15 protein-coding genes are annotated in these 16,843 nt (G+C 65.2%); 9 read left to right on the forward strand and 6 right to left on the reverse strand.

Translation table 11 applies throughout. The features are described 5' to 3' along the window. Nucleotides 1-93: 93 nt before the first annotated feature. Both B6V72_RS12145 and B6V72_RS12150 read left to right on the forward strand, forming a co-directional pair. On the forward strand, nucleotides 94-912 hold the full coding sequence (locus tag B6V72_RS12145; RefSeq protein WP_088726766.1) for a ferredoxin--NADP reductase: 819 nt from the start codon (nucleotides 94-96) through the stop codon (nucleotides 910-912). Between the two features lie 387 nt (nucleotides 913-1,299). After that, nucleotides 1,300-1,941, forward strand: coding sequence for a hemolysin III family protein (locus B6V72_RS12150; protein ID WP_088719388.1), 642 nt, complete (start codon nucleotides 1,300-1,302; stop codon nucleotides 1,939-1,941). A gap of 7 nt (nucleotides 1,942-1,948) precedes the next feature. Here the strand turns inward: B6V72_RS12150 and tgt are convergent, their stop codons facing one another. Both tgt and B6V72_RS12160 read right to left on the reverse strand, forming a co-directional pair. Then, nucleotides 1,949-3,076, reverse strand: a complete 1,128-nt coding sequence (tgt, locus tag B6V72_RS12155; protein WP_075774572.1) for a tRNA guanosine(34) transglycosylase Tgt — start codon at nucleotides 3,074-3,076, stop codon at nucleotides 1,949-1,951. A gap of 82 nt (nucleotides 3,077-3,158) precedes the next feature. Further along, nucleotides 3,159-4,292, reverse strand: a complete 1,134-nt coding sequence (locus B6V72_RS12160; RefSeq protein ID WP_168173047.1) for a sugar-transfer associated ATP-grasp domain-containing protein — start codon at nucleotides 4,290-4,292, stop codon at nucleotides 3,159-3,161. 194 nt (nucleotides 4,293-4,486) lie between these two features. Here B6V72_RS12160 and B6V72_RS12165 point away from each other — a divergent pair, with 194 nt between their 5' ends. Further along, nucleotides 4,487-5,302, forward strand: a complete 816-nt coding sequence (locus tag B6V72_RS12165) for an MBL fold metallo-hydrolase (RefSeq protein ID WP_088735685.1) — start codon at nucleotides 4,487-4,489, stop codon at nucleotides 5,300-5,302. A gap of 3 nt (nucleotides 5,303-5,305) precedes the next feature. Here B6V72_RS12165 and B6V72_RS12170 read toward each other — a convergent pair whose 3' ends face one another. From B6V72_RS12170 to B6V72_RS12180, 3 genes are read right to left on the reverse strand one after another with little or no spacing between them, the layout of a single operon-like run. Beyond that, nucleotides 5,306-5,845 carry an N-acetyltransferase gene (locus B6V72_RS12170; protein WP_240497725.1) on the reverse strand — a complete coding sequence of 180 codons (540 nt, stop codon included), beginning with the start codon at nucleotides 5,843-5,845 and terminating at the stop codon, nucleotides 5,306-5,308. A gap of 5 nt (nucleotides 5,846-5,850) precedes the next feature. Continuing rightward, complete coding sequence (locus B6V72_RS12175; protein WP_088735686.1) at nucleotides 5,851-6,309, reverse strand: DNA polymerase III subunit chi; 459 nt, start codon at nucleotides 6,307-6,309, stop codon at nucleotides 5,851-5,853. A gap of 1 nt (nucleotide 6,310) precedes the next feature. Beyond that, entirely contained in the window at nucleotides 6,311-7,780 is a 1,470-nt protein-coding gene (locus B6V72_RS12180; protein WP_088735687.1) for a leucyl aminopeptidase, read from the reverse strand. A gap of 179 nt (nucleotides 7,781-7,959) precedes the next feature. Between B6V72_RS12180 and lptF the strand changes: the two genes are divergently transcribed. From lptF to rsmA, 6 genes are all read left to right on the forward strand, one after another. Further along, entirely contained in the window at nucleotides 7,960-9,105 is a 1,146-nt protein-coding gene (gene lptF, locus B6V72_RS12185; RefSeq protein ID WP_088735688.1) for an LPS export ABC transporter permease LptF, read from the forward strand. Continuing rightward, entirely contained in the window at nucleotides 9,102-10,220 is a 1,119-nt protein-coding gene (lptG, locus tag B6V72_RS12190; protein ID WP_075774566.1) for an LPS export ABC transporter permease LptG, read from the forward strand. Before lptF ends, lptG begins: the two co-directional genes overlap by 4 nt. Beyond that, complete coding sequence (lptD, locus tag B6V72_RS12195) at nucleotides 10,220-12,448, forward strand: LPS assembly protein LptD (protein ID WP_088721737.1); 2,229 nt, start codon at nucleotides 10,220-10,222, stop codon at nucleotides 12,446-12,448. The genes lptG and lptD overlap by 1 nt, the downstream gene beginning before the upstream one ends. Nucleotides 12,449-12,540: 92 nt before the next feature. After that, entirely contained in the window at nucleotides 12,541-13,770 is a 1,230-nt protein-coding gene (locus B6V72_RS12200; RefSeq protein ID WP_088718849.1) for a peptidylprolyl isomerase, read from the forward strand. After that, complete coding sequence (gene pdxA / locus B6V72_RS12205; RefSeq protein ID WP_088718850.1) at nucleotides 13,767-14,789, forward strand: 4-hydroxythreonine-4-phosphate dehydrogenase PdxA; 1,023 nt, start codon at nucleotides 13,767-13,769, stop codon at nucleotides 14,787-14,789. The genes B6V72_RS12200 and pdxA overlap by 4 nt, the downstream gene beginning before the upstream one ends. A gap of 9 nt (nucleotides 14,790-14,798) precedes the next feature. After that, on the forward strand, nucleotides 14,799-15,644 hold the full coding sequence (gene rsmA / locus B6V72_RS12210) for a 16S rRNA (adenine(1518)-N(6)/adenine(1519)-N(6))-dimethyltransferase RsmA (RefSeq protein WP_088735689.1): 846 nt from the start codon (nucleotides 14,799-14,801) through the stop codon (nucleotides 15,642-15,644). A gap of 295 nt (nucleotides 15,645-15,939) precedes the next feature. On the opposite strand, the gene B6V72_RS12215 is transcribed toward rsmA, so the two are convergent. Beyond that, on the reverse strand, nucleotides 15,940-16,710 hold the full coding sequence (locus B6V72_RS12215; RefSeq protein WP_088735690.1) for a DUF4167 domain-containing protein: 771 nt from the start codon (nucleotides 16,708-16,710) through the stop codon (nucleotides 15,940-15,942). Nucleotides 16,711-16,843: the final 133 nt, after the last annotated feature.

Here is a 16,843-nt window from a genome sequence, read left to right on the forward strand (position 1 = left end):
AGCCAGATCAAGGGCCAGCGCTGACGCAAGCTGTATCCGATCTGCATATTTGCCAGACCGAGGCGCCTGCCCCGGCCCGAGAGAGATATGACAATGAACGAGAGCGCCGTGACCGAGATCCCCAAGGTGAAAACCCTGCCCGACGCGCAGACCGTGACCGAAGTGACCCACTGGACGGACCGGCTGTTTTCCTTCCGCGTGACGCGGCCGCAATCCCTGCGCTTCCGCTCGGGTGAATTCGTGATGATCGGACTGATGGGCGACAATGGCAAACCGCTGCTGCGCGCCTATTCCATCGCCTCGCCGAACTGGGACGAGGAGCTGGAATTCTACTCGATCAAGGTGCCCGACGGCCCGCTGACCTCGAAGCTGCAGCATATCAATGTGGGCGACCAGATCATCCTGCGTCCGAAGCCCGTGGGCACGCTGGTCCATGACGCGCTGCTGCCCGGCAAGCGCGTGTGGTTCCTCGCCACCGGCACCGGCATCGCGCCCTTCGCCTCGCTGATGCGCGACCCCGAGACCTACGAGAAGTTCGACGAGGTCATCATGATGCATACCTGCCGGACCGTCGCCGAACTGGAATATGGCCGGCAGCTGGTCGAGAACCTGATCAACGATCCGCTGATCGGCGAGATGGTCGAGGGCAAGCTGAAATATTACCCGACCACGACCCGCGAGGAATCCCCCCATATGGGCCGGATCACCGACAATCTCGAGAACGGCAAGGTGTTCAAGGATCTCGGCCTCGAGCCGATGAACCCCGAGACCGACCGCGCGATGGTCTGCGGCTCGCTCGCCTTCAACAAGGACGTGATGGCGGTGCTCGAAGGGTTCGGCCTGCGCGAAGGCGCGAATTCCGAGCCCCGCGAATATGTGGTCGAGAAGGCCTTCGTCGGCGACGGCATCTGAGCATATCTGGGGGCGCTGCCCTCGCCGGCGCCGGACGGCGGCAAACGTCAGAGAATGAGGGGGCTCTACCCCCTCGGGCTTCGCCCTCACCCCCGGGATATTTGAACAAGCCCGATGGGAACACCCGACGCGCGGCCGAACCGGTCGCGCCGGGTGCCGTCGGTCTTGACGGTCATCGGCTTCCCCGCCTGTACCGTGCTTCGTTTATCGCCGCGAATTAGTTGAATTCTCGTTAATGCCTTCGGGTTTGCGCATATATCCTCTTGGGGGGGGGGGCGCCAGCGCGCGGGCGCAGAGCCCCTTCGTGACCCAGCGTTTTTTCCGTCACGGCTTGGGAGATCGCCTCATCGTTGCTATCTTGAAAGGATGACCGAGGGGATCACCACGATGACGCGCCACCAATTGAGCCACAGCTTTCGCGAACATGTCGCCGATGGCGTCGTCCATGTACTGGGCGTCGTTTTCGCCGTGGCAGGCGTCAGCGCGCTGATCGTCTGGGCCTCGCTCGCAGCACCTGCGGGGCGCGTCTGGCCGCTTGCGGTCTATTCGGTGGGGCTGATCGCCTCTTTCTCGCTCTCGGCCGCCTATAACCTGACGCTGCATGCACCGACGCGTGCGGTGTTGCGGCGCTTCGACCACGCGGCGATTTATCTACTGATTGCAGGCACATACACGCCGATGGCGCTGATCGGCCTCGGCGGGATCGCGGGCTGGGCGCTGACCGCGACGGTCTGGGCGCTCGCGACCTTCGGCATCGTGATGAAGCTCGGCTTCTTCCACCGCGCGGAGCGCACGGGGTTCTGGCTCTATCTGGCGATGGGCTGGCTCGGGATGATCGCGATGTGGCCGTTGATCGTGGCCCTGCCCTTGCCCGCGCTGATCCTGCTGGTCGTGGGCGGGCTGACCTATACGGTCGGGGTGATCTTCTACCAGACCGAACGCATCCCCTTCTCGCGCGCGATCTGGCACGGCCATGTGCTGGCCGCAGCCGCGACGCATTACGCCGCGGTGATCGTGATCTCGCACTGAGCGGGGTTCAGAGCGGCTCGATATCGCCCATCGCGCGGGTCTCGTGGAATTCCGAGACGAAGCGCGCCAGCGCCCCCTCGTCGATCGCCGCGCGCAGGCCCGCCATCAGTTCCTGATAATAATGCAGGTTGTGCCAGGTGAGCAGCATCCCCGAGATCATCTCGCCGGAGCGGAAGACGTGGTGCAAATAGGCGCGCGAGTAGTTCGAGCAGGCCGGGCATGTGCAGGCCTCGTCCAAGGGGCGCGGGTCGTCGGCATGGCGGGCGTTCTTGATGTTCACCTGACCGCGCCGGGTCCAAGCCTGACCCGTGCGCCCCGAGCGCGACGGCAGCACGCAATCCATCATGTCGATGCCGCGCTCGACCGCGCCCACGATATCATCGGGTTTGCCGACGCCCATCAGGTAGCGGGGTTTGTCTTGCGGCAGCATGCCGGGCGCATAGTCGAGCACGCCGAACATCGCCTCCTGCCCCTCGCCCACGGCGAGGCCGCCGACCGCGTAGCCCTCGAAGCCGATTTCCTTGAGTTTCTCGGCACTTTCCTCGCGAAGCTCACGCGTCACGCCGCCCTGCTGGATGCCGAACAGCGCATGGCCCGGACGGTCGCCGAAGGCGTCACGTGAGCGCTGCGCCCACCGCATCGAGAGGCGCATGGATTTGGCCACTTCTTCCTCGGTCGCAGGCAGCGCAGGACACTCGTCGAAGCACATCACGATGTCCGAGCCCAAGAGCTTCTGAATCTCCATCGAGCGTTCGGGCGAGAGCATATGTTTCGAGCCATCGACATGGGAGGCAAAGGTCACGCCTTCCTCGGTCAGCTTGCGCAAGCTCGCGAGGCTCATCACTTGGAACCCGCCGGAGTCGGTCAGTATCGGCTTGTCCCAGTTCATGAACTTATGCAGCCCGCCCAGACGCGCCACGCGCTCTGCACCGGGGCGCAGCATCAGATGGTAGGTGTTGCCCAGCAGGATATCTGCGCCGGTCGCGGCCACGCTTTCGGGCATCATCGCCTTCACGGTGGCGGCGGTACCCACGGGCATGAAAGCCGGCGTACGGATCTCGCCGCGCGGCGTCGAAATCGTCCCGGTGCGCGCCGCGCCGTCGGTGGCCTTGAGGGTGAAGCTGAACTTGGTCATCTGGGGCTCTCCTTCGGCCCCGGCTGATAGACCCAAAGCGGCGCAAAGGGAAGGCCGCGCGCGGCAGCAGAGCGAAGAGCGATCAGAAGGGCAGCAGGCTCTTTTTCGGGCGGAACTTCACACCGCAGCTTTCGAAAAAGGCGCGCACCTCCGAAGTGAGCATGCCGCGACCATTGGAATATTGCGGAAGATCGAACCCGCCGCCTGCGTTGATCTCTACCACAACGGGGCCATCCGCAGTGATGGCGATATCGGTGGATTGATACCGGACGGGGGCGAAGCTGCGCGCGGCCCGCTCGTTGATTTCGAGGAGTTCTTTCCAGAAAGGCAATTCCATCCCCATCAGGCCAGGCCGGTCGGGGTGATCTTCGAGGAATTCGACCTCGATCCCGCGTCGCGCGACGGTGCGAATGCGACCAGTCGGGACGTCGATTCCGCAGGCGAGATTTCCGGGGCGCCAGAACGCATCGGCGATATTATCGCCTTGCGGCAGCTTGATCGCCGCCATTGGCACACGCAGCCCGTCATTCGTAAGCAGGTTCACCATCCGCACCGTGGCCAGCGCAGAGGCATAAGGCTGCAAGGCGGCGTGGTTGTGGAGCACCGGCTGAAGCACATAGGCATTCTTGGCGAGCGTCTGCTCGGCGAAATCGTCGTAGCTCATCGGCTCCTGGCCGGCGCAATGGATCATCTCGGCATCCGCGTGTTCGATCCGGAACGCACCGAAGCTGACCATGCCATCCACGATCTTGCCGAAGAATTGCTGCCCTGGGCGCGCGAGAAGGAAAGCCCTCAGCTGGTTCGCATCGCTGATCCGCTCCCCCATCCCGTGGTAGAGGCGCTGCGAGGGGTCGAGCACAGCGACAGTCTCGGGGATCGGCACCCCCGCGGCGCCAAGAAGCGTTGAGGCCAGCGCCTTGTCCTCTGCGGCGCTGTACCAGCCGCGGTTGTTCACGACATTGACGATCGGCCAGTGCAGGTCGTTGGACAGGAACCGCGCGCGCTCTGCCTGATCGTGGCGTGCAATGTCGTAAAGCCCGAAGCGCACATATTCGACGAGGTTGATCCGCGTCTCCGACTTCGCAAGTTGGCGATAGTCGCGCAGCACCTGCAACACCGAACGGCCCGACTTCTTGGCCGCGTAAACCAGAAGATCCTGGAAGGAACTGTCGCGCGCGCTCTGATAAGCGGTCTGGTCGAGTGTGGCGAGGGACATGGTGACTCCAAGTGAAACAATCATCGATCTTTTGTTGAATTTGATCCTATGAAGAAACGCGGCAAAACTTGGGCAACGCGGCGATCTTTTCGCGGTCAGCCCTTTGAAATCGTCGGGGGTCGCACGGCCCCTTACGTAGGGGCATAGACCGGAATCAGCTTTTCGCTTTACGCTAAGGCAAAAGGAGGCTCGCCATGTTCCGCGCCCTACTTCTCGCCCTCTTCACCACGCTTGCGCCGGTCGTCGCGGCCGCGCAGAACCAGCGGATCAGCCACTGCATCGCGATCGCCGATGCAGCGCCCGGGATCGAATATCTGCACAAGGCCAGTTGGTCCGACCCGGTGCCGGAGCAATCGGTGCGGCTGCATTACATCGACCATTCGATGGTGCTGTTGCAGACCGAGGGCGGGCTGTCGGTCATTACCGATTTCAACGGCTGGACCGGCGGGGCCCGGTTTGCGCCCGATTACGTCACGATGAACCATGCTCATTCGAGCCATATGACCGATATGATCCCGGACGGGACGGTGGCGCTTAAGGGCTGGTCGGATCAGTTCGGCATCGCTGCCGAGCATCATCTCGATCTGGGCGAGATGCTTATCCGCAATGTGCCCACTGATATCCGCAGTTGGGGCGGGGTCGAGGAGAACGGCAATTCGATCTTCGTCTTCGAGGTGGCGGGGCTGTGTATCGGCCATCTGGGCCACCTGCATCACGAGCCCGATCCCGCGCAATATGCGGCGCTCGGGCGGCTCGACGTCGTGATGGCAGCGGTGGACGGGTCCTACACGGTCGATCAGCCGACGATGATCCGCATCCTGAACCGGTTGCGCTCACGCATCGTGATCCCGGTCCATTGGTTCGGCGAGCCGACCCTGCAGAGCTTTCTCGACGGGATGAAGGGTGTCTTCGCGGTCGAGCGGCCCGGCGTGAGCGAACTGGTCGTCTCGCTCAGAACCTTGCCGCGCGAGCCGACCGTGATGGTGCTGGAGCCCGACCGGCTGCGGTAGCGCTCACCAGATCTCAGGTCTCTGGAAGGCTGCCACGCAATGCGGCCTCCCCGCGAAGGTGCCGAGCGGCGTCGGCGTCAGGGATTGGCCGAGCCAGCCCTGCGGGATCGTCAGCGGATAGGGCGCAGCAATGGCGGCCTCGGCAATCGGATCAAATCCCACCCGCCCGTAATACGCCGGATCGCCATAGGTCAGCAAGGCCTCGACACCCGCCGATGAAAGCTCCGCGAGGGCATGACGGATCAGCCTCTGCCCGACGCCCTTGCGTTGCCGCGTCGGGGCGACTGCCATCGGCGAAAGCAGAAAGACGCGGCGTGGATCTTCGACATAGCGCAGGCGGGTGAAGCAGACTGCGCCGATGAGGGTCTCTCCGTCGCGCGCGACGAAACAGTACAGATCGCCGGGGTCGGTTCGGGCGAGGATGTCGCGCACGAGCGATCCGATCAGCGTACCTTCGTCGGGGCCTTCGGAGGCTGCGAAGCTATCCGCGAAGAGACCGGCGAAGCGCTCCGCATCTCCGGCATATCCTGCGCTGATCTCCACCCGGCTCAACTCTCCGCCTTCTTCTCCCAGCGGCCGCCCTCTTCCGACCAGTAGATCGCTTTCGCGCCCGCGCCGGTGAGTGTCTTCCACTGGCCGCGCGCATGTTGCACCGCCTGCGGGTCGTCGCCGTCGAACAGGATCCAGACGCGTTTATGGGCGTCGGTCTCCTCCGCCGCGACCTCGGCTCCGTCCACGGCCATCATCGCCTCGCGCCCGTCGCCTGCGGGCGTGGTGCCCAGCAAGATCGGCTGCAACGCGTCATGTGGCCCGCCCGCGAGGCCGTGCGGCAGGAAGCTCGCCTCGCTTCCCATCAGCCAGAGCCTCTGGTCGAGCCAGTCGAGGCGCGCGGAATCGGTACCGCGCAACTCCACCTTCCAACCCTGCTCCACCGCCCGGGAGGCGAGGTTCAGCACCACCTCCTCGAGACTGGAGCGGGTCAGATGGTAGAAATTGACCTGCCCCATCTCAGGCTTCGAACTTGTCGCGGATAAGCCGGTCGAGCATGCGCACGCCCCAGCCAGTCGGCCCTTTCGGGGCCAGCGTGGTCTCGTTTGGCGGAAGCGCGACGCCCGCGATGTCGATATGGCACCACGGGACCTCGTCCTTGACGAAGCGCTTCAGGAAAGCGGCCGCGGTGATCGCGCCGCCCCAGCGGTTTCCGACATTGCGCATATCCGCCAGCCGCGATTTCAGCGCCTTGTCATAGGCGGGCTGCAGCGGCATGTGCCACGCGCCCTCGCCCTCGGTCTTCGCCGCTTTAAGAATGTCGGCTACAAACTTGTCATCATTGGCGAAAAGGCCCGCGTTCTCGTGACCGAGCGCGACGATCACCGCGCCGGTCAGCGTGGCGAGATTGACCATCGCCTTGGGCTTGAACCGGTCCTGCGCATACCAGAGCACATCGGCCAGAACGAGGCGGCCTTCGGCATCGGTGTTGATGACTTCGATCGTGTCGCCCTTCATCGAGGTCACGATATCGCCGGGGCGTTGCGCGCGCCCGTCGGGCATGTTCTCGACGAGACCCACGAGGCCCACGACATTCGCCTTGGCCTTGCGCAGCGCCAGCGTGCGCATCACGCCCGAGACGACGCCTGCGCCTCCCATATCCATCGTCATCTCTTCCATGCCCGCGCCGGGCTTGAGCGAGATGCCGCCCGCATCGAAGACGACGCCCTTGCCGACGAGCGCGAAGGGTGCCTCACCTTCCTCGCCGCCCTTCCACTGCATGACGACGAGTTTGGAGGGCATTTCCGAGCCCATGCCGACACCCAGAAGCGCGCCCATGCCGAGCTTCTTCATGTCCTCTTCCTCGAGGATTTCGACATCGAGGCCCAGCTCCTGCATCGCGGCGAGGCGGGCGGCGAAGTCGTCGGTGGTGAGGATGTTTGCGGGCTCGTTGACCAGATCGCGGGTGAAGAACACCCCCTCGGCGAGTGCTGCATGCGGGGCGGCGGCAGCGGCGACTTCTTCGGGCTTGTCGACCATGATCGTCACCGGGCCGAAGCCCTTCTTGCCCTCGCCGGTGTGATAGTCGAAGCGATAGGCGCGCAGCGCTAGCCCCAGCGACAGATCAGCCGCGCGCGGATGGCCCTGCGCCACCACGAGAACCCCGGCTTCGCCGAGCTTGGCCCCGATCGCGCCCCCCGCCTTGCGGGCCTCGTCGGCACTGGATTTCCGGTCGAGCCGCACCAGCTGCACCGCTTCGGCGGCGATCGCGGCGGGCCAGCTCAGATCCATCGCCTCGCCCGCGCCCAAACCCGCGAAGGCTTCCGACTCCACCGCGCGCTTGATCGCGCCCTTCATCGCGCGGTCCAGCTTGCGCCCGGCCTGGCCCAACTTGCCGTCCCCGCCCACGATCAGAGCGATCCGCCCGCTTTGGGTGGCAAAGCCTTCCGGATCGGTTTCCTTGAAGGCGATGGCGACGGGTTGGGTCATGTGGGGCTCTCCGCAGATGGGACCGTCGCGCGGATCGGCGGCGCGCGGTCGCGATTGGCATCATTTCGCGCGAGAGCCTAGCCCTGCCTCCGGAAAATGAAAAGCACCCCCGCTGCGCCCTTCCCTCACTTCGCCCGACAGGCTAGAGAAAGGGAAATATTCGGGGGTATTGAAGGGTCGTGACGCGACTGGACAGATATGTTTTGTCCAAATTGATGGCGCTGTTCGGGTTTTTCGCGCTCGTGCTGGTCTCCGTCTATTGGGTCAACCGGGCTGTGATCATGTTCGACAGCCTGATTTCGGATGGCCAGACCGCAACGGTGGTGCTGGAATTCACCGCGCTGACCTTGCCTTACGTCATCCGCATCGTGCTGCCGGTCGCGGCCTTCGCCGCCACGATCTACGCGTTCAACCGGCTCGATCAGGACAGCGAATTGGTGGTGATGCGCGCCACCGGAACCTCGAACTGGCGGCTGGCGCGTCCGGTACTGGTCTTCGGGCTGATCGCCTCGGTGATGATGGCGTTGCTGGTGAACTTCCTCGTCCCCGCCGCGAAGGCCCGTCTGGCCGAGCGCCAGCAGGAGGTCGCGCAGAACCTGACCGCGAAATTCCTCACCGAAGGCACGTTCCAGCATCCCGCGCCGGGCATCTCGATCTATATACGGCGCATTTCTGATCTGGGGGAGTTGCAGGATATCTTCGTCTCCGACAGCCGCTCGGCACAGACGAGCACGATTTATACCGCCGACAAGGGGGTGATCGTGAAGACCGAGACGGGGCCGAAACTGATCATGTTCTCGGGTATGGCCCAGACCCTGCGCAAACCCTCCGATCACCTGTCTGTCACCCGCTTTGCCAATTTCACCTACGACATCGGCTCCTTCCTCAAGGCCGGGAAAGCGCGGGCACTGAAGATCGACGAGATGATGACCCCGCGCCTCGCCGCGATGATGGCGGGGAGCGGTCTCGAGGCGACTCCGGGCGCCGACAGCGCCAAGGCCGCCCGCGACGCGCTACGACTGGAGCTTGCTCGGCGGATCACGCAACCGCTATTGGCCCCGATCGCTGCGCTGATCGGATTCTCGGCGCTGATGATGGGCACCTTCTCGCGCTTCGGCATGTGGCGGCAGATGACGCTCGCGATCGGCGGGCTGATCGTTATGCAGGTACTTCAGAACGCCGCCGAAACCAGTTCCGGGCGCGACCCCTCGCTCTGGCCGAGCCTGATTGCGCCGACGCTGGGCGGGATCGTGATGGTGCTGTTCATGCTGTGGTGGTCCGGTCGTCCGCGCCGTATCCGGCCCAAGCGGGAGGCTGCCGCGTGACGCTTGCTCTCTATCTTGCGAAACGGTTTCTCCGCAGCTTCCTGATCGTCGCGGCAAGCTTCTGGAGCATCCTGTTCCTGATCGACGTGGTCGAGGAAATCCGCCGCTTCTCCGATCAGGGGCTGAGCCTTTTGCAGGTCTCGTTGCTCTCCGCGCTAAACATCCCGGAGACGCTTTACACGATCCTGCCGCTGATCGTGATGCTGTCCTCCGTGGCGCTGTTCATCTCTCTCGCGCGCAGTTCGGAACTGGTCGTGATCCGGGCCGCGGGCCGATCTGCACTGCGTATGCTGGCCGCACCGATCGCGGCGGCGCTGGTGCTCGGGCTGCTGACGCTGCTGGTGGGCAACCCGCTCGTCTCGGCCACGTCGAAGCGCTATGAGACCCTCCTGGATCACTACACCTCCAATGGGGGCTCGACCGTGTCGATCGGGCGCGAAGGCGTCTGGATGCGACAAAGCGCGGGGCTTTCCTCGGACGGCAAAACGCTCGCGCAGGCGGTGATTCATGCCGATCGCGCGAATGGCGATGCAACGACGCTGCATGGAGTGACCTTCCTGATTTTCGACCCTCAACGCGGCCCGGTGCGCCGGATCGACGCGAAAACCGCGACGCTGGTGCCGGGCGCGTGGCAGTTGCAGGACGTGAAAGACTGGCCGTTGGGCGACTCCACCAACCCCGAGCGCGACGCTACGATCGAAGACAGCCTCTCGCTGCCCTCCGACCTGACGGTGGCGAGCATCCGCGACAGTTTCGGCAAGCCCTCCGCAGTGCCGATCTGGCAATTGCCGGGCTTCATCGCCTCGCTGGAGGCCGCAGGCTTCTCCGCGCGCCGCCATATCGTGTGGCTGCAGATGGAGCTCGCGCTGCCGGTGCTCTTCGTTGCGATGGTCCTGATTGCGGCGAGCTTCACGATGGACCATGTGCGCTTCGGCGGCATCGGCGCGAAGGTTCTTTTCGCCTTGGCTGCCGGTCTGGGCTTGTTCTTCCTGCGCAATATCGCGCAAGTTCTGGGCGATAACGGACAGATTCCCGTTCTACTCGCGGCCTGGGCGCCGCCGGTGATCGGGTTGATGCTGCCGCTGGCGCGGCTTCTGCACCGGGAGGATGGGTGATGCGGCGGCAATTCGGCGCTTTGGCAGGACGGGCGAGCGCTCTGGCGCTGATCGTCGCGCTTGGCGTGGCAGGGCCGCAGCCCGGGCGCGCGCAAGACCAAACAGCGACCGATACGGCCCCCGCAACGCAGGGTGCGGCGATCCCCGCCTCGGACGAATTGGCGACGCTGCTGGCCGATCGGGTGGCGATCCGCAACCAGAACGAGTTGGTCGCAGAAGGGAATGTCGAGGTCTTCTACAAGTCGAACCGACTGTCTGCAAAACGCGTGGTCTATGACCAGAAGGCCGACAAGCTTTACCTCGAAGGTCCGATCCGGCTGGTTCAGCCCGGCCAGTCGCAGGCGGTGATCCTCGCCTCGCAGGCAGAACTGTCCTCCGACCTGCAAAACGGCATCCTGCTGAGCGCGCGCATGGTGATGGCGCGCGAATTGCAGCTCGCCGCCGCCCGGATCGAGCGGCGCGAGGGCGCGATCACCATCATGGACAAGGTCGTGGCGTCGTCTTGCGAGGTATGCCGGACCAATCCGACGCCGCTTTGGGAAATCCGTGCGAGCCGCGTCGTGCATAACGCGACGACGCGCCAGATCGTATTCGAGGACGCCCAGTTCCGCGCGGCCGGCGTGCCGATCGCCTACCTGCCTCGGCTGCGGCTGCCCGCGCCAGGCGTGAAGCGGATGACGGGCTTCCTCGCTCCGCGTTTCCGCACCACGAGCGGTCTCGGCCCGGGGCTTCTGGTACCCTATTTCATCGCGCTCGGACCCAGCCGAGATCTGACGGTGACGCCCTATTTCGCCACTTCGCGCACCGAGACACTGAACCTGCGCTATCGGCAGGCCTTCAATTGGGGCAAGATGGAATGGTCCGGCGCGCTGAGCAATGACGACATTCGCAGCGGCACGCGCGGCTATCTCTTCGGCGATCTCGAGGCGCAGCTTCCGCGCGAGTTTCGCCTGACCGCGCAGCTTCGGCTGGTCAGCGACGACAGCTACCTGCTCAATTACGGTCTCAGCGACGATGACCGCCTGTGGTCGGGCGTCACGCTCGAACGGGTACGCAGCGACGAATTGATCTGGGCCCGCGTCGGCAATGTCCACTCGCTGCGCGCGGGTGAGAGCAACGCCACCGAGCCAATGCTGAGCGGCACCGGAGAATGGCTGCGCACCTTCCGCCCCGCCGGGATCGGCGGACAGGCCAGCGTGCGGTTTTCCACCCTCGCCACGCGGCGCGCTTCGAATGCGACGGTCGATCTGAACGGCGACGGTCGCCCCGACGGGCGCGACATGGTGCGTGGCTCGCTCACCGCCGATTGGCGGCGCAACTGGCTGTTCGGGCCGGGCATGCTCGGGTCGATCGAGACCCAATTCGCGGGCGACATCATCGAGACCAACCAGGACCCCGCCTTCAGCGAAACGATCCTGCGTGGCCAGCCTACCGTCGCCGCGGAGATCCGCTGGCCCTGGGTCAAGACGAGCGGTCGCGCGGCCTATGTGATCGAGCCGGTTGCGCAGGTCGTCTGGGCGCCCGATCACCTGAAGGACGCTCCCAACGAGGACAGCCAGCTGCCCGAATTCGACGGCGGCAACCTGTTCTCGCTGACCCGCTTTCCGGGCGAGGATGCCCGCGAGACGGGTTTGCGCGCCAATGTCGGGCTCGGCTGGACGCGTTATGACAGCTCCGGCTGGTCGCTTGGCGTCGCGGCGGGCCGTGTGTTCCGCCAGCGCGACCTGAACCAGTTCTCGCAGGGCACCGGGCTGTCGGGCACGAAATCCGACTGGCTTCTCGCGACCCATCTCGCAACCGCGAACGGGCTGACGCTGTCGAACCGCGCGCTGTTCGACGATAACTTCTCCGTGTCGCGCGACGAGGTGCGGCTATCGCGGGTCGGAACTGACTTCGACATCTCGGCGGGCTATCTCTGGCTCGAGAAGAACCCCGCCGAAGGACGCGACGACAACATGTCCGAGCTGATGCTGGACACGGCGTGGCGCTGGGGCGCCGGCTGGTCGGGCACGATGAGCACACGTTACGATTTCACCGCCGAGCGCGCCGCGCGCGCCAAGCTCGGCCTGCGCTACCAGACCGAATGCATCGCGGTTGATCTTTCCCTCTCGCGCCGCTTCACGTCATCCACTAGTGTAGCCCCTGAGACCGATTTCGGCCTATCCGTCCAACTCGTCGGCTTCGGCGCGAGCGACGGTGCGCCCGCGCGGCGAATGTGCGGAAGTTGAGGCCGGGGATCGCAAAGCGGCCCAGCGGGCCCAGAGGATCAACGAGGCCCCAAGGGCCAGGACTGAACGAGACGAAACGGACAGGCACGCTCATGACGATGATGACCCGACTGCTCACCCTTCTGGCGCTGATGCTCGCCCTGCCCTTCGCCGCAGGAACGGCGCAGGCGCAATCGGGCGGTAGCTTCGCGCCCGTCGTCACCGTCAACGGCATGGGCGTGACCGACTACGAAATCAACCAGCGGCAGCGCTTCATGCAGCTGCTGAACGCCGGCGCGAACACGCGCGAGGACGCCGAGAAGGCGCTGATCGAGGACCGTCTGCGGATCTGGGCCGGCAAGCGCATCGGCATCAAGCTCGACGAAGCCGCGATCCAGAAGGGCATGGATGAATTCGCTGGCCGCGCGAACATGACCGGCGACGAATTCGTGCAGGCACTGCAGAAGGAAGGCGTCGATCCGAACACGTTCCGCAACTTCACCGAAGCCGGCCTTGTCTGGCGCCAGGTGATCCGCGCACGCTTCGGGCCGCAGGTGAACATCACGAAATCCGACGTCGACCGCGCGATGATGCCCGAGAGCCAGACCGGCAAGGGCGTGAAGGTGCTGATATCGGAGGCGATCATCCCCGCACCGCAGGGCCGCGCCCGGGCCGCGATGGGGCAAGCGCGTCAGCTGTCGGCCGCGCAGGGCGAAGGCGCTTTCGCCGCGCTCGCGCGTCAATATTCGGCCGCGCCGTCGCGTGCACGCGGTGGGCGTCTGGACTGGATGCCGATCGACAAGCTGCCGCCGCAACTGCGCGGCGTGGTGCTCAAGCTCAAGCCCGGCACCGCGACCCAGCCGATCGAGCTGCAAGGCGCAGTCGCGGTCTTCATGCTGCGCGCGATCGGCGACGGCGATGCGCCGTCGGGCCCGCAGACGCTCAGCTACATGACCTTCGCGATCGGCCCGACCGGCTCGCAACAATCGGCCAAGATCCAGAGCCAGGTGGCCGCGGCGCGCGAATGCAACCAGCTCTACACGATCGGCAAGGGCTTCCCGCCGAGCGCGCTCACCAAGCATGAGGACGTGGCGCAGGCGCAGGTGCCGACCAATATCGGGCTCGCGCTGGCGCATCTCGATGTGGGCGAGACCGAAGTGATCCCGCAAGGCGCCAACGACGTGCTCGTGATGCTCTGCGATCGCAAGGTTGCGCCCCAAGGTGACCAATCGGCCCCCGACCGCGATCAGGTCCGCGCGGCTCTCGAGAACAAGGCGCTGGAATCCTACGCCAATGGCTACATGGCCGATCTGGAAGCCGAAGCGGTCATCGTGCGCAAATGAGCGCCCAGCCGACCGATCGCACCGCGGCCCGTGCGCCCGACCGCCCCGTGATCCTCAGCTGCGGCGACCCCTCGGGGATTGGCCCCGAGATCGCCGCCCGCGCCTGGGAACATTGCGGCGCGAAACTGCCCTTTGTCTGGATCGGTGACCCCGCGCATCTGCCGCGCGGCACAAAGATCCGAGAGATCGACCGACCCGCCGACGCGCTGCGCCACGCGAGCGCCGGGCTGCCGGTGCTGCCCCACCAGTTTCCCGCCGCCGCCCTTCCGGGCGAGCCCGATCCCGCAAATGCGAAAGCCGTGATCGACGTGATCGCGCGCGGCGTCGATCTGGTGATGCGCGGCGAAGGGGCTGCGCTCACCACCGCGCCGATCAACAAGAAAGCGCTGAAAGACGGGGCAAAGTTCACCTTCCCCGGCCATACCGAATATCTGGCCCATCTCGCGGGCGTCGAGCGGGTAGTGATGATGCTCGCCTCGTCGCGAGTCGACCCGCCGCTGCGCGTGGTGCCCGCCACGATCCATGTCGCGCTCTCCGAAGTACCGAAACTTCTGACCCCGCAGCTTCTGCGCGAGACGGTGCGGATCACCTATGAAGGGTTGCGGCGCGATTTCGGCTTCTCGGCCCCACGGATCGCGGTGGCGGGGCTGAACCCGCATGCAGGCGAAGGCGGGGCGATGGGCATCGAGGAAGGCGACTGGATCGCCGACACGCTCGACGGTCTGCGCGAAGAGGGCTACGCGGTTGCGGGCCCGATGCCCGCCGACACGATGTTCCACGCGCGCGCCCGGCAGAATTACGACGCGGCGATCTGCGCCTATCACGATCAGGCGCTGATCCCGATCAAGACGCTCGATTTCGACGGCGGGGTGAATATCACGCTCGGCCTGCCCTTCGTGCGCACCTCACCCGATCATGGCACTGCCTATGACATCGCGGGTCAGGGCCGCGCCAACCCCGCCTCGTTGATCGCGGCGCTGGAGATGGCGGCCCGGATGGGAGCGGCCCGGCATGACTGAGGCTGCGTGATGGCCACGATCGACGGGCTGCCCCCGCTGCGCGAGGTTCTGCAGACGCATGACCTGGTGGCAAAGAAGAGCCTCGGGCAGAACTTCCTGCTGGACCTGAACCTGACCGCGAAGATCGCGCGCTCGGCGGGCGATCTGACGGGTGCGGACGTGCTGGAGGTCGGTCCCGGCCCCGGCGGCCTCACGCGCGGACTGCTGGCCGAGGGCGCGCGCAAGGTGCTCGCGATCGAGAAGGACACACGCTGTCTGCCCGCCTTGGCTGAGATCGCCGAGGCCTATCCGGGCCGTCTCGAAGTGATCAATGGCGATGCGCTGCAGGTCGATCCGCTCGCGCATCTCACGCCCCCGATCAAGATCGCCGCGAACCTGCCCTATAACGTGGGCACCGAGTTGCTGGTGCGCTGGCTGACGCCGAAAGACTGGCCGCCCTTCTGGGAAAGCCTGACGCTGATGTTCCAGCGCGAGGTGGCTGAGCGGATCGTGGCGAAGCCGGGCTCTAAGCATTACGGCCGCCTCGCGATCCTCGCGCAATGGCGCGCCGAGGCGAAGATCGTAATGAGCCTGCCGCCCGAGGCATTCACGCCCGCACCCAAGGTGCATTCGGCGGTGGTGCATCTGCGCGCCCTGCCCGAGCCGCGCTATCCGGCCGATGCGGCAACGCTCAGCCGGGTCGTGGCTGCGGGCTTCAACCAGCGCCGCAAGATGCTGCGGGCTTCGCTCAAGGGTGTCGCCCCTGATATCGAGGCGAAGCTGGAGCAGGCTGGGATCCCGCCCACCGAACGCGCCGAACGGGTCACGCTGGAGCAGTTCTGCCGCCTCGCGCGCATCGTCGCGGGACAGGAATGAACTGCGCCGCGCGCGAGGACGACTTGCCTCGCGGTGCCGAGATCGTCTTCGCTTCCCTCATTTCCGGGATTGGCCAGTTGCCCACGTCGATGCTGACCGGTCACACCGCTGAACTGACGCGATAGAGAGAGCTGCGCGGTTCGCGCGTGTCGGCTTGCACGTGGCACATCTGATGGATGGCAACTGCGGCCGGGTGTATCCGCACGCGGACCAGACGGGCTAAGCGTCCGCCCCGCTCCCAAGATGCAAAAAGGCCCGCCAACCTGGCGGGCCTCGCGCTATCTTTCGGGAGGCTTTACTCGCCTGAAGCCTTCGGCAGCTCGGCACTCGCCTCGGCTTTTTCGGCCTTTTCGGCTTTCGGAGCGCGCGGCTTGCGCGGGGCGCGCGGACGCTTGGGCTTCTCGGCCTTTTCAGCTTTCTCGGCCTTCTCCGGCTTTTCGGAGGGCTCTTCCGCCTTCGGCGCGTCGTCGCCGCGACTACGGCTTTCGGGCGTATCGACGAGGGTGGAATCGTCATCGGAGTCCAGCTGCGGCATCGGCGGCATCATCTCGGAGCTTTCGCTCCGCTTGCGCCCGGACGACTTGCCCTCGGAGCGCTCGTCGCGGCGCTCGGACGCATTGTCCTGAGCCTCCCCTTTCGAGCCGGTCTCGTTTTGACCGTCATTCTGCTGACTGTCGTTCTGACCGCTGTTCTGGCCGCCGCTTTGCCCGTGGCCGCCGTGGCTCTGACCACCATTATTCTGGCCACCATTGTTCTGGTTGCCGTTATTCTGGTTGTTCTGCTGGCGCTGCTGGTTGCGGGCTTCCTGCTCGCGGGCCTGTTCTTTCTGCGCCTCGCCCAGCATACGCGTGTAATGCTCTGCGTGCTGCAGGAAGTTCTGTTCGGCCACGCGGTCGTTGCCGAGCTGCGCATCGCGCGCAAGCTGCAGATATTTGTCGATGATCTGTTGCGGCGTACCGCGCACCTTGCCTTCGGGGCCGGAGCTGTCGAAGACGCGGTTGACGATATTGCCCATCGACCGTTGACGGTTCGACTTGTTACGCGAACGGGATTTCGAAGATCTCATGGCTTTCGTTTTCTTGGCCCGTTGTCACGGGCTTTTCGGAAATGGCCGCTAATGCAGGGCCTGCGGGCTGAACTGTCACGCTGGGCATACCTGCCCGGTTTCGTTCCAAACACCCGCGCTGTGAAGCTGAGCC

The sequence above is a fragment of the Thioclava sp. F34-6 genome, assembly GCF_002213235.1.
Lineage (GTDB): Bacteria > Pseudomonadota > Alphaproteobacteria > Rhodobacterales > Rhodobacteraceae > Thioclava > Thioclava nitratireducens.